The 12,664-nt window shown below is 36.9% G+C and carries 11 protein-coding genes; 2 read left to right on the forward strand and 9 right to left on the reverse strand.

Features of this window, described 5'->3' with window-relative positions:
• Positions 1 to 162: 162 nt before the first annotated feature.
• Positions 163 to 3,201 carry a D-2-hydroxyglutarate dehydrogenase YdiJ gene (ydiJ, locus tag ACT3S9_RS17260; protein WP_441993261.1) on the forward strand — a complete coding sequence of 1,013 codons (3,039 nt, stop codon included), beginning with the start codon at positions 163 to 165 and terminating at the stop codon, positions 3,199 to 3,201.
• 85 nt (positions 3,202 to 3,286) lie between these two features.
• Here ydiJ and ACT3S9_RS17265 read toward each other — a convergent pair whose 3' ends face one another.
• Both ACT3S9_RS17265 and ACT3S9_RS17270 read right to left on the reverse strand, forming a co-directional pair.
• Complete coding sequence (locus ACT3S9_RS17265) at positions 3,287 to 4,486, reverse strand: cation:proton antiporter (protein ID WP_441836601.1); 1,200 nt, start codon at positions 4,484 to 4,486, stop codon at positions 3,287 to 3,289.
• Positions 4,487 to 5,698, reverse strand: a complete 1,212-nt coding sequence (locus tag ACT3S9_RS17270) for a tyrosine-type recombinase/integrase (RefSeq protein WP_441993262.1) — start codon at positions 5,696 to 5,698, stop codon at positions 4,487 to 4,489. It abuts the gene before it with no gap.
• Between the two features lie 138 nt (positions 5,699 to 5,836).
• Here ACT3S9_RS17270 and ACT3S9_RS17275 point away from each other — a divergent pair, with 138 nt between their 5' ends.
• Positions 5,837 to 6,403 carry a YSC84-related protein gene (locus tag ACT3S9_RS17275; protein WP_441993263.1) on the forward strand — a complete coding sequence of 189 codons (567 nt, stop codon included), beginning with the start codon at positions 5,837 to 5,839 and terminating at the stop codon, positions 6,401 to 6,403.
• Positions 6,404 to 6,570: 167 nt separating this feature from the next.
• Here the strand turns inward: ACT3S9_RS17275 and ACT3S9_RS17280 are convergent, their stop codons facing one another.
• From ACT3S9_RS17280 to ACT3S9_RS17310, 7 genes are all read right to left on the reverse strand, one after another.
• The gene (locus tag ACT3S9_RS17280) at positions 6,571 to 7,254 is read right to left on the reverse strand and encodes a GGDEF domain-containing protein (protein WP_441836392.1); all 684 of its coding nucleotides are present in this window, start codon (positions 7,252 to 7,254) and stop codon (positions 6,571 to 6,573) included.
• Between the two features lie 51 nt (positions 7,255 to 7,305).
• Positions 7,306 to 7,677: a hypothetical protein gene (locus tag ACT3S9_RS17285; protein WP_441836393.1), complete on the reverse strand. Its 372-nt coding sequence runs from the start codon at positions 7,675 to 7,677 to the stop codon at positions 7,306 to 7,308.
• Between the two features lie 26 nt (positions 7,678 to 7,703).
• Positions 7,704 to 7,973, reverse strand: a complete 270-nt coding sequence (locus tag ACT3S9_RS17290; RefSeq protein ID WP_441836394.1) for a hypothetical protein — start codon at positions 7,971 to 7,973, stop codon at positions 7,704 to 7,706.
• A gap of 94 nt (positions 7,974 to 8,067) precedes the next feature.
• Positions 8,068 to 9,108 (reverse strand): patatin-like phospholipase family protein, encoded by a 1,041-nt coding sequence (locus ACT3S9_RS17295; protein WP_441836395.1) that lies wholly within the window; start codon positions 9,106 to 9,108, stop codon positions 8,068 to 8,070.
• A gap of 120 nt (positions 9,109 to 9,228) precedes the next feature.
• The gene (locus ACT3S9_RS17300) at positions 9,229 to 10,191 is read right to left on the reverse strand and encodes a patatin-like phospholipase family protein (RefSeq protein WP_441836396.1); all 963 of its coding nucleotides are present in this window, start codon (positions 10,189 to 10,191) and stop codon (positions 9,229 to 9,231) included.
• 207 nt (positions 10,192 to 10,398) lie between these two features.
• Positions 10,399 to 11,394, reverse strand: coding sequence for an LLM class flavin-dependent oxidoreductase (locus ACT3S9_RS17305; protein ID WP_441836397.1), 996 nt, complete (start codon positions 11,392 to 11,394; stop codon positions 10,399 to 10,401).
• A 194-nt stretch (positions 11,395 to 11,588) separates the two neighbouring features.
• Positions 11,589 to 12,557, reverse strand: a complete 969-nt coding sequence (locus tag ACT3S9_RS17310; RefSeq protein ID WP_086959932.1) for an IS30 family transposase — start codon at positions 12,555 to 12,557, stop codon at positions 11,589 to 11,591.
• Positions 12,558 to 12,664 lie beyond the last annotated feature (107 nt).

The following is a 12,664-nucleotide window of genomic DNA, read 5'->3' on the forward strand; positions in this document are numbered from 1 at the left end:
CTCTGTTTAATGGTTGAATATTAAGCGCGACAACTAGTCTGACAGAGAGGGATGCTTTAGCACTTAGTTTCAATCAAAAGAGTGTTACAAACTATAAAATCTTCAATTTATATTACCCTGTTGCATGATATAATCTACCAAATGTCTTAATTTATCACCGTCATGATAGCAACTATAAGTCAACAAGATGCTGCAACACAGCTTGTCGCACAGTACCTTAAAACTATAAAAAATCAAGGGTTTACAGGCGATACAGATGCAAGTTACGCAACCCGCTTAACGGTCTCTACCGATAACAGTATTTATCAGCAAATGCCACAAGGTGTTATTTTCCCGCGCTCTGAAAAAGATATTCAAATAGCGCTTGAAACTGCAGGTCAAGACCCTTTTTTATCACTTACATTTGGTCCTCGTGGTGGAGGTACTGGCACTAATGGGCAATCATTAACTCCAGGAATTGTTGTTGATTTATCACGATATATGCGTGAAATTCTTGAAATTAATGAAGCTGAAGGTTGGGTACGTGTACAGGCAGGAGTAATTAAAGATCAATTAAATGATTTTTTAAAACCTTTTGGCTACTTCTTTTCACCTGACTTATCAACTAGTAATCGTGCTACTATTGGCGGGATGGTAAATACTGATGCATCAGGACAAGGCTCTTTAGTTTATGGTAAAACCAGCGATCACGTTCTAGGCTTAACCACTTATCTGGTTGATGGCACGCAAATGTCGACCAGTGCAATCGCGATTGAAAAAGCAAAATTAATAGCCGAGCAAGACACCAAAATCGGTCAACTTTATAACACTGTACTTGATATAGCGCTCAATGATCGCGATAAAATATTAGCTAAGTTTCCACGCTTAAACCGCTTTTTAACCGGCTATGATCTAGAGCATGTGCTAAGTGATGACTTACAAACTTTTGATATGAGCCGTCTGATAACAGGTTCTGAAGGTTCATTAGGTATCGTTACTGAGGCAAAGCTTAACATTACCCCCATTGCTGAGTTTAAAACGTTAATTAATATTAAGTACGATAGCTTTGATTCGGCTTTACGTCATTCACCATTTTTAGTCGCAGCCCGTGCAACATCAGTTGAAACCGTTGACAGTAAAGTATTAAATCTTGCACGCCAAGATATAGTTTGGCATTCAGTATCGGACTTAATAACTGATGTTGAAAATAAAGATATGCAAGGGCTCAATATGGTTGAGTTCAATGCCGTATCAGCTAATGATATAAAAGACAAAGTAAGTGCGCTTTGTGATTCACTTGATGACTGCGTTAAAAATCAAAAAAATGGTGTAATAGGTTACCAACTTACCAGTGATAAAGCGGACATATTAAAAATTTACGGTATGCGTAAAAAGTCTGTTGGTTTACTGGGTAATATTAAAGGTTTACAAAAACCGCTAGCCTTTGCCGAAGACACAGCGGTACCACCTGAAAATCTTGCTGATTACATTGTCGAGTTCAGAGCATTATTGGATAGCTATAAATTACAATATGGTATGTTTGGTCATGTTGATGCTGGAGTTTTACATGTTCGCCCAGCTCTTGATATGTGTGATCCAGAACAAGAAAAGCTGTTACGCGTAATTTCGGATCAAGTTGTAAAACTCACAGCTAAATATGGCGGCCTGATGTGGGGCGAACATGGTAAAGGTTACCGAAGCGAATATGGTCCTGAGTTTTTTGGCGAATATTTATTTAATCAGCTGCGCCGTATAAAAGCCACCTTTGACCCAAATAACCGAGTTAACCCCGGTAAAATATGCACTCCAATTGAAAGTGATGACTCACTAGTTAGCGTTGATGATCAAAAACGTTCGTGGTTTGATAAACAAATTTCTATTGATGTTAAAACAAGTTTTAACAACGCAATGACCTGTAACGGAAATGGAATCTGCTTCAATTACGATGAAAACGCACCGATGTGCCCATCCTATAAAGTCACCGGCGATCGTCGTTACTCCCCAAAAGGCCGCGCAACTCTTATGCGTGAGTGGTTACGTCTACAAGAATCAAAAGATGTTAATCTACTCGAGGTTGAAAAAGAATTAAATAATGGTGAAGTAATTACTTGGTGGGAACGGTATCAGCATAGTCGTGATAAAAAAGACGGGATTTACGATTTTTCACACGAAGTTAAAGAGTCGATGGATGAATGTTTGGCCTGCAAGGCATGCACTACCGCATGCCCAATTAAGGTAGATGTTCCAACTTTTCGTTCACGGTTTTTAAATTATTACCATAGTTACTACGCACGACCACTCAAAGATTACTTAGTCGGCAATCTTGAGGCAAGTGCCCCAATAATGGCAAAGTTTTCTGCGGTTATTAACCCTATCGTTAAAACGAAAGTGGTTAGTAAGCTAATAGAAAAAACAGTTGGCTATGTAGATACACCTATTTTAAGTTCGCCATCGCTCACTAAGCAGATAAACAAAACCCAACGATTTGATTTTAATTTGCTAACTTCACTTTCAGAAGAAGAACAAAATGATTATGTACTGATAGTACAAGACCCTTTTACTAGTTTTTATGAAGCCGAATTGGTTGTTAGTTTTATAAAACTCATTACTGCACTTGGTAAAAAACCAATGTTGTTACCTTTTAAGCCAAATGGTAAGCCCCAGCATGTAAAAGGATTTCTAAATGAATTTAAAAGCACAGCAAAAAATGCCGCGGATTTTTTAAATTCACTCAGTGAAATTAACTCACCATTAGTTGGGTTAGATGCATCGCTAGTCATGTGTTATCGAGATGAATACAACTCTATATTAGGTGAAGCCCGTGGTGATTTTAATGTGCAACTTGCACATGAATGGTTACAAACTCAATCATTTGAACAACTAACATGTCAAAGTGAAGAGAACTATACATTGCTAAGCCACTGCACAGAAACTACTGCATTACCAAATGCTGCAAATGTATGGAAAACTATTTTTACTGATGTAGGATTAACACTTAATATTACTTCAACAGGATGTTGTGGAATGGCAGGCACTTATGGTCATGAAGCTCAAAACCAGAAAAACTCTCGTGCACTTTATGAAATGAGTTGGCAAGGTGTCGTTAATCAAAATAAGCCTGAACAACTTTTAGCTACGGGATTTTCATGTCGAAGCCAAGTTAAACGCTATGAAAAGTTTAAGCCTAAACATCCTATTGAGTTACTTGCGGAAAAACTGTAATACTAGCGGGAATTAATTTATATTAAAATGGCGCATTAACTAACCAAAGTTTCTACGCCATTTTTTACGACTCAATAAATTAAAATTAATTTTTACTTTTTATATAGCTGTCTGCTATTGGTTTAGTACTTATTCCATGAATAAAAACACTAAATAAAATAGTAGTCATCGCAATGGTAGCTATTTGATATTTATTTTCAATATTAGAATCGATAACCATTAATGTAAATACAATTGATGCAAGCCCTCGCGGGCCAAACCAAGCAAAAGTAAAACGCGATTTTAAATCGAGCGCTGTAAATTGCAGCGAAAGCATCACTGGAATAATTCTGAATAAAGTAACGCTTAGTAAGGCATAAACAGCAACACTAATATCCATGTTATCTAAAACTAAGTAGCCACATACAAAACCGAATAAACACCAAATTAGTAATGCTACAAATTCAGCTATGTGTTCTGAATCTTCAATTAAACTATGGCGGATTTTTTTTGGTGCATAATAATCAAAAAGTAGTCCACCAACAAATACTGCAATAAATCCACTACCATGAAAGAATTGTGTTACAGAAAATATTACCATTATTAAACCTACTAATAAAAATGGACTACTATTTCTTGCGAAATAATGTCGTGCCAACGCAACTTTTAAAAGTGGAATAAAAACCGCAATAGAGAGTACAGCAACAAAACTCGCAACGCCTAACTCACGTAAAAATACACTCAAAGTACTAAGAGTCGTTATCGAACTTTTTGGATTATTTGCCAGTAATAAAAATACTAAAAATATAGGCACACATAAACCATCGTTCAAACCACTTTCGGTATTAATTCCTTCACGAATTTTTTCAGGCACGGAGCTGCTCTCAAGTAAACCTTTACTTAACGCAGCATCTGTCGGCGTTAATATAATAGCCAATAGTGCAGCCTGAAATAAGCTAAGACTTGAGAAGAAAAAAAGTGCACTAAAAAAACCACATAACAACGTTAAGGGGAGGGCAACAAATAATAATAAGCTTGGATATTGAAAACTATGCTTTAAAACACTTAACTTTGATTTTGCTGCATCAGTAAATAAAAATATACTCAGTGTTAACTCTATCAAAGGTAAGATATGACCCATACTTTTATTAATTGGTTTTATTTCACTGGGTAAAAAATAAGATACTGCAATGCCAGCAGTTACAAAGAACATTGGCCCTGTTACTTCAACTCGCTCAAGCTGACGAATCGATAATGAGTAAATTAAAAAAGCACTCCCGACTATAATAAGAATGAAATAGTCCATTTATAATTTCCTTTTTATACCTGACTTCGCCCGCTCTTTAATATTTGTTTGAATATAAATTTGATCGGTGGTGGCAATTTTTGCATGGCCCAGATCTTCCGATAAATGTTTTAGTGGGCGACTTTGTGCATCATGAGTTGCACCAGTATGGCGAAGCCAATGTGCAGTTGCAGCTTCTAACTGCTCAGCATCATCGCTAAAACCATCGTCTAATAAAGACTTTTTTGCTAAATCAAAGCTTTGTTTCACAAGTCGACGAATTTGTCTGACGGTCATACCCCCTTGTCCACGAACTTTATGTACTAAGGGATGCGGTTCATCAACACGGGGCAGGGCTGGTAAACCACGATACAATCTATAACGTTTTAAATAAGTTAAAAAATCTTCACTTAAGGTGACATCTCGTAATTTATTACCTTTTCCCATAATACGTAAAAACCAAAAGCCATCATTATCTTGCCAAAAATGCGACATAACCGGAGACCATTGAGTACGTTCTGATAATTCAGATATTCTCAGATACAGCCCTTTAAGACAGGCGAGGGTAAATAAGTTTCGCTCTAAATCAGGCTGTTGTTCACATTTATCTCGTGTTACACCAAATACATATTCCCATTGAATATCACTTAGTGTATCTGGTATTTTTATTTGAGATTGTACGACTAAATATGGACTATTTTTTTTCACGACAGGCACAAAGTTAGCAAAGGTTTTTTCTTCTAATATCGCGAATTTATAAAATACATTCAGTGCAGTAAACATAGCAGATAATGTTTGTTGACTAGCAATTGACTCTTTCAGCATAAAAGGCCGCCAGTTTTTATTAAGCCGACGTATCCCTTGTTCATCTTTATACCGCCATTGCACTGAAGTCGATGCCCAATTTTTATCCGGTTCGACCATAAAATCAATATAAGCTTCAATGTCTTCACGTTTTAAACTAAGCACTGATTTTCCAGCAATAAGCCATGACCATAAATAAAAGCGTTCTAATTCATTACGAAAGCGATTAAATGTAGCTTCAGATTTTCTGCCATAAACATATAAAAAACGATATAAAAAAGCCAATTCGGTCTTTGATTCAGCCACAGTCAAGCCAACTTGCTGTATAAAGGTCGCAAGTTCAGGGTACTCTGATTGTAAAGTATCATCTTCTAGATGAGCAATTTGATACCGCAATTGTTTGATTGTATCGACTAGAGCAATAAGCATACTATTTAAAGTCTACTAAAATAAGATAGTTACAGCCTACCTTTAAAGTCCGATACTGTCTAGTATTGGACTTAAAGTGGTTTATTTAAGTAATCTCCAGTTAGCTTACTACTTTACTGTCGTTCTAAGGAAAGCAACATGAAGAAATTTTTAGTTTTAAGTTTAGTTACTCTTACGTTTATTTTATCAGGCTGCGCCACAACTGGAAGCGCTCCGCCTAATGAAAAACGTAATTTAGTACAAAGTATGCGTGCTAATACATTAACTCAATTGTATCAGCAAAAACCTGATGTTAAACAACAAATTGCCAGTTCCGCAGGTTATGCAGTATTTGATAATGCTAATGTAAATGTTGTTTTAGCCAGTTTTGGTGGAGGTTACGGAGTAGTTAAAAACAACCTTACTGGTAAATCAACCTATATGAATATGGGCGAAGCCGGTTTAGGCGTAGGTTTAGGTGTAAAAGACTTTAACGTCGTTATGGTCTTTCATAATCAATCCGCACTTAACCGCTTTGTTGAACATGGCTGGGCATTTGGTGCAAACGCCGATGCCGCAGCTAAGTATGAAGATACCGGTGGTGCACTGGTGGCCGAAGCAATTGCCGATCAAGTTACTGTTTATTCCTTAACCGAAAATGGCCTTGCTCTGCAAGCAGTATTAAAAGGCACGAAATTTTGGATAGATTCTGAGCTAAATCGTTAAAAAAACTTTTAACAGTGGGCTGTAGTTAACGTAATTACGCCCACTTTTAATTAACTTGCCCAATTTAACATAACGTAATTTATGGGTTATTGTAACTGTAGTAACTTTAACATAAATCCATTTAGCTAAACTCACTATACGGAAATTATGATGTCTTATAACTTAAGTTACTTTTCTACTGTATATTGAACTACTTTGTTTCGGCCTGATTCTTTAGCTAAATATAACCCTTTATCAGCATGAGAAAGAACCGCATCGATGCTTTCACCCGGTTGAACTTTAGCAAAACCAATTGATGTAGTTACTTGACCGTAAATGTCTGTGTACCCAGGAGTTTTGGTGAGCTCAACAGCAGCTCTGATCTTTTCAGCTACTAACTGTGCACCTTGTTGACCTGTATTAGGTAATATTGCAGAAAACTCTTCACCACCTAATCTACAAACTGAATCCGTTTTTCTAACATTAACTTTTAATGTTGTCGCTATGGCTATTAATACTTTATCACCAATACTATGACCCGCTTGATCATTAACCGATTTAAAATGATCAATATCAAGCATTAGTAAGTAAGTTTCCGTATTTTTTCTGTCACTTCGCGCAAGCTCGCTTTGTGCTAGGTCGATAAAGTGACGCCGATTTATTAAACCTGTTAAGCTATCGTGCGTAGCTGCCTTGAATAAGGCTAACTCAGCCGTTCTTCGTTTTTCGTCAATTTTTTCTTGGATAATTACACTTGATATGATCAAAATAATTATAAACCACGATATAAAAACGACATACAATCCAAATAAGTCTTCTAACTTTACTGAAACCAGTGATTGAACGAATAAATAGCCGATAGTAATTGGCACAAAATAACCGATTACTACTTGAAAACGTGCTATTCTACCGCCAATATAAGGTTAAAGCAAAGCATGAACAGCACCGTATTTTGCATGAATGAATAACACGCTAATACCTAAAAATATTCCATATGTGGTTGTCAAAATGGACATTTGTCCAAAAAACTTATCAATTCCATAGGCATAGCCAATAATAGAAAGCATAGGTACTGCAAGTCCTATAAATGCAAAAAATTGAGCTATCATTACTTTATTTAAGTTACCGAACAATAAAGCAGACGATAAACATATCATCATAACCGCTGTATTTTCCCCCATTGAGTTTGACATACCCGCTTCAAGTTCTGAATTTATTGTTTCAGCAAAAGGTGTTATATATATCGCAAGATTACTATTTAACGTGATATCACTCAGCACAATGAGCGAAGTCAATAAGGCGGTTATAGCTAATATAGGATTTAATATTGTGAAGTTTTTTTATGCTCTAAAAATACACTAAAACCAATAAATATAATTATTAGTCCAGTTAACGGGTGTGTTGCAGAGCCGCCAGCTATTGGGCGATACAGTTGAGGTGCTGAAAATACATATCCCGAAATAGATAACAAAGATAATAAAATACAACCCAGTGCCAGCGCCTTAGCTAAGATTTCTACATATCGTGTTCGTTTTTCATAAGATATATTTTGCTTTTTATTATCAAGAGGATCTAAGGTACTAAAAGCCATAACGCTGCTTTATCTTTATTTATAATTAATGATTTCTATCTTAGTGGATACAGAAAAATAATCAATTATATCTGAAGGTTCTACTACTGAGACCCTAAAGTACAATTAAATTTATATCATGTCTTATTCTATGGTCAAAGACATCAGCTAATTTTTCGGTTTCGTTAAATACTTTGCGCCAGTACTTAATGCGAGTGTCGACATCAAGGTCTGTAAAGTCGGTTCTATCTGGGATTTTTCCATAAGGTAACCCAGCTATAAACTGTTTTGATGGGGTGATCATAACCACATTATCGTAATTATGTGGTGCAACTTTTCGTTTAAGATTTTTATCAAACCACCCTGCCTTAGGTTCACTATTAAAATGCGGATATAAAATAAGGCCTGGGTTCTTAATTTTAAAATCAAAGTGGTAATCAACAATCCCCCCATCGCGGTACATTCCTCGTGGTGATCCGATTATGTTTTTTATACCTTGCATGACAAGTGGTATTGAACCCGATGCTAATAATGCATCTTTCAAGTTACCAGTTGTTAAATCAAGCTGTGTAGTTTTAAATTTGTAACTATCTTCAAGTTTAAAATTGCTATTGGGTGCTTGATATATAAAGCGCTCATATTGCTTAGTTAAAAAACGGCGGTTTATTCGGTTACCTAAATAGCTTTTTGTTAAGCCTAATAACTGTAACGCTTTACGTTCACTTGCAACCAAACCATTTGATTTAGCTACAATAAAATGAGATTTAAACACCGGATTATTAATAATTTCATAAACGCCATTATTACCAAAAACATCTTCAAGTAAGATGCGCGCTTTTAGAGTGATTTCTTCTGGGGTTGGCTTATTACTTGAATATTGGGTTTCACTGTATGATTTTGCTAAACGCTCTATGGCTGCAACAGGATCATTTTGTGAAAAGCAGGCCGCTCGAAATGCTCCCGCACTTGAACCAATTAAGTTTAATTGCGCAGCTCTATTTTTAAAGAATTCACCAAATATATATTTGTCTAAACCAAATAAAGTAAACCACTTAGGCCCCCCTGAAGCTCCTAAAAAGGAAGTAAATAACTCAGGCTTTAAGCCATGTTCGTTTATTCTTTTTGCTGCAGTTTTACCTGCATATATTTCAATCATTAAAATACTTAATCGGTTTTGATTGTTTAAATTACATATTTATTTTCGTTTTATAAATAATAGTATGCAATTGATACCAAGTGCTTTTACGTTACTGTATTGAAGTTACCCATCTAAACTTTAGGATGATAAATAAGAACGCCCTGCTTGTAAGCCTAACTTGTGATCAAACCGTAAGTCATTATTTGAGCTACCAAGCAACTTACTGTGTAGCTTTTCGCTTGCAAATATTTGCTTTATTTCCACATTTTCAGGCGGGTTTGCAATAAACTCAAGCTCTTCTAAATAAGCTTGCTCATGCTGTAATAAGTAATCAAGTGTTTTCGGACAATAACCGGATGCACAGGCGAAAGATCTTAGCTTCTGTCCCCATACTGATTGCGCTTGATAATCAGCATCAACCGTTCTAATAACCACAATTTTACGCGCGCCTCTATTATAAGCTTCGCGTATAGGCAAAGGCGCTGCCAGCCCTCCATCTACATAAAAGTCTTCTTCTGTTTTATTTTTTGGTACTGTGACGGGCTGCACTTCATTTGTGGTACCTTCATTCAATAAAGGCGTTAACTTTACGCCTTGTTTATACAAAAATGGTAATGCACTTGATGCCTTTAATAGCTCAAGCCATTGCTGCCTTTCACCTGTGGGGGTTAAAAAATAAGGTTGTCTGTCTCTTGAGTTGGTGGCAGTAATTAATAGCTCTCGATTTCCTAAACTGCTTTTTGCTGTTTTAAAATCTAAAGCGCGTTTTACTTCTGTTGTTTTGTCAAAGTACCAGTCTAAGTCAACTATGTGTTTACCGACTAAACCACGGCCTAACTGAAAAAAACGCTTATTACGAGACAAGCCTCTAATCAAACGCTTTGCATAACCTTTCTGTCTTGCTAAATAACTTGTTAAATTTTGAGAGCCTGCAGATGTACCAATGAATAAATCAAACGGATCATACTCTTGATCCAACCATGCATCTAGTACGCCGGCTGTAAATATACCTCGCTGCCCACCACCTTCAGCAACCAGTGCAACCTTTGACGGTGCAGTTTGATTATCTATACTTGCTGTTGAAATGTTTAGCGATCCCACAGTGTACCTACCTCTTGTTTAATACTACTTAAGTTAATGACCATAGTATAAAAAAGAAAATTAACGTTTTAAAATTGATTAATTAAGTTAGTTCGATTCAAAAAAATGAACGTTAGTGAACTTGAAATTCAAAATCAATAAACATCACTTTTTATTATGTTGTACATAATAACAAGCGATGTGTGTACAAAGGCTTAATCGTAAGTGTTAACTTTTTAACGCTGTTAAAATTTCTAAAGCACGGAGGCGATCCTCATTTTTATAAAGATCGTTGGTAAAAATAAACTCATCAACACCCAATTCTTTCACTATCATTGCAAGTTTATGTTTAATAGTTGCTGGGCCTCCAACTACGGATAACCCTAGAAAATTTTCGACCTGGGCTTTTTCTTGTTCAGTCCACAAGCCATCCATAGTTTTAACCGGGGACTTTAACCACAAAGCGCTGCCACGGAGTAACGCAAGGATACGTTGTTTAGAGGTCGTCGATAAATACTGAGCATGCTCATCAGTGTCAGCAGCTACAACCGGTAAACCTAGCATTACGTATGGTTTTTCTAATACTGCTGATGGTTTAAATTCCCGGCGATATAACGCAATTGCATCGTATACAAAACGCGGAGCAAAGTGCCCTGCAAACGCATAAGGCAGGCCTTTTTTAGCAGCCAGTTGCGCACTATATAAGCTTGAGCCTAATAACCAAATGGGGACATTAGTGTTCTCACCTGGAATCGCGCGCACAGAGTAGCTACCATCATAAGGCCCTAGTAAATTTTGTAATTCAGTGACTTCTTCAGCGAAGTTTTCTGCTCGGCGTTCATCGCGCCTTAGCGCGCGACTAGTAATATGGTCACTGCCGGGCGCACGACCTAAGCCTAAATCTATTCGTCCTGGATATAAGCTTTCAAGTGTACCAAATTGTTCAGCAACAATAAGCGGTGTGTGGTTAGGCAACATTACACCACCCGCACCAACACGTATTTTTTGCGTTTGTTCTGCAATATGTCCTATTAATACTGATGTTGCAGCACATACAATACCTGGCATATTATGATGCTCAGCCATCCAAAAACGATTAAAACCTAGTTCGTCAGCCTTTTGTGCATAAGCGACACTGTTTTCTAAGGTATATGAAACGCTTTGATGCTCTTTCATTGGAGTGAGTTCTAGTAATGAAAAAGGTACATTATTTAATGATCCCATGCTAACCACCTTATTTCCCAAAACTATATAGTGGGCGCAAAACTCTATTTTTCAAATGCAAATTATGTACTTTGTTGTTTTTCCACATTGAGTACATCAAAGAATTAATATCGCGCTTGTAATATGCTGAACAAACAATAACTGATCAGGTACATTAATAATTACATCTTGAATTCAAGTATTAAGTGCAATCATTATGCAGCCACCAGAACTTCTGATTGCCCCGTAAATAATTCATGAGGGGTTTTATACCCTCTTGTTTTTCTTGGCCGATGGTTGAGCTTATCAACTGCCGCCTGTATCTCTGCTTCACTTAGCGCCATAAAGTCAGTTCCCTTGGGGAAGAAGCGTCTAAGTAAGCCGTTGGTATTCTCATTTATGCCCCGCTCCCATGATGAATAGGGATGAGCAAAATACACATCAGCTTCTAATTTTTGTGCAACATGCTCATGGTGAGCAAACTCTTTTCCATTATCTAACGTCACGGTAATAACCTTACCTTTATATGGTGTCATACACGTGATCAGCGCATCGGCTGTTATTTTCGCATGCTTGCTTTCAATTCTGTGAACGACTGTATATAACGTTTTACGTTCAACCATTGTGACAAGCGCATTTTTACGCCCTTTACCTATCACTGTATCGCCCTCCCAATCACCAATCCTAGACTTTGAATCCACAATACTTGGGCGTTCATCAATGCTGACTCGATTAACTATCTGTCCACGTTTATCATAGCTTCCATAGCGTTTTTTATACTTTTTACATGCACGAGTGAGTGTCTTATGTAGCTTGCCACCACGAGCCTTGTCTCTGTAAATATATTGATAAATTGTTTCATGATGTAAAACGACCTGTTTCTCTAAAGCTAAGCGGCCTGCCACTTGCTCAGGGGAAAGTCCGTCATGCAACAATTTATTAATCCAGTGAGTGACGTCCTCTGTTAACTTACTTGCTTTGAAAGATGACTTACGTCTTTGTTCAGCAAAGTTATTGGCTTGGTTAGGCCGATAGCCTTTAAGTCCTTTATTGCGTTTTAGCTCTCTAGAAATAGATGACGGTGAACGAGTTAGTTCTTCAGCTATCTGCTTTTGGTTATTTCCTGCTTTTATTAACGCGTAAATCTGGTATCTTTCTTCTTGTGTCAGCTGTTTATATTTCATTAAAGCAATTTCCTTTGGCGAGAAAATGGCCGAATTATAACAGCTGGCCATCTAATCTGAGAAATTGCACTTATTATCCGAATTTAGGCATGGAAATTTGTACTTTG

Origin of the sequence: Pseudoalteromonas sp. AOP31-A2-14 (genome assembly GCF_052378035.1) — a bacterium.
GTDB lineage: Bacteria > Pseudomonadota > Gammaproteobacteria > Enterobacterales > Alteromonadaceae > Pseudoalteromonas.

What these genes read in the sequence shown, in the direction of transcription:
- ACT3S9_RS17310 (WP_086959932.1), bottom strand. Translation starts at nt 12,557, where the DNA reads ATGAAATATAAACAGCTGACACAAGAAGAAAGATACCAGATTTACGCG.
- ydiJ (WP_441993261.1), top strand. Translation starts at nt 163, where the DNA reads ATGATAGCAACTATAAGTCAACAAGATGCTGCAACACAGCTTGTCGCA.
- ACT3S9_RS17265 (WP_441836601.1), bottom strand. Translation starts at nt 4,486, where the DNA reads ATGGACTATTTCATTCTTATTATAGTCGGGAGTGCTTTTTTAATTTAC.
- ACT3S9_RS17295 (WP_441836395.1), bottom strand. Translation starts at nt 9,108, where the DNA reads ATGATTGAAATATATGCAGGTAAAACTGCAGCAAAAAGAATAAACGAA.
- ACT3S9_RS17290 (WP_441836394.1), bottom strand. Translation starts at nt 7,973, where the DNA reads ATGGCTTTTAGTACCTTAGATCCTCTTGATAATAAAAAGCAAAATATA.
- ACT3S9_RS17305 (WP_441836397.1), bottom strand. Translation starts at nt 11,394, where the DNA reads ATGGGATCATTAAATAATGTACCTTTTTCATTACTAGAACTCACTCCA.
- ACT3S9_RS17275 (WP_441993263.1), top strand. Translation starts at nt 5,837, where the DNA reads ATGAAGAAATTTTTAGTTTTAAGTTTAGTTACTCTTACGTTTATTTTA.
- ACT3S9_RS17270 (WP_441993262.1), bottom strand. Translation starts at nt 5,698, where the DNA reads ATGCTTATTGCTCTAGTCGATACAATCAAACAATTGCGGTATCAAATT.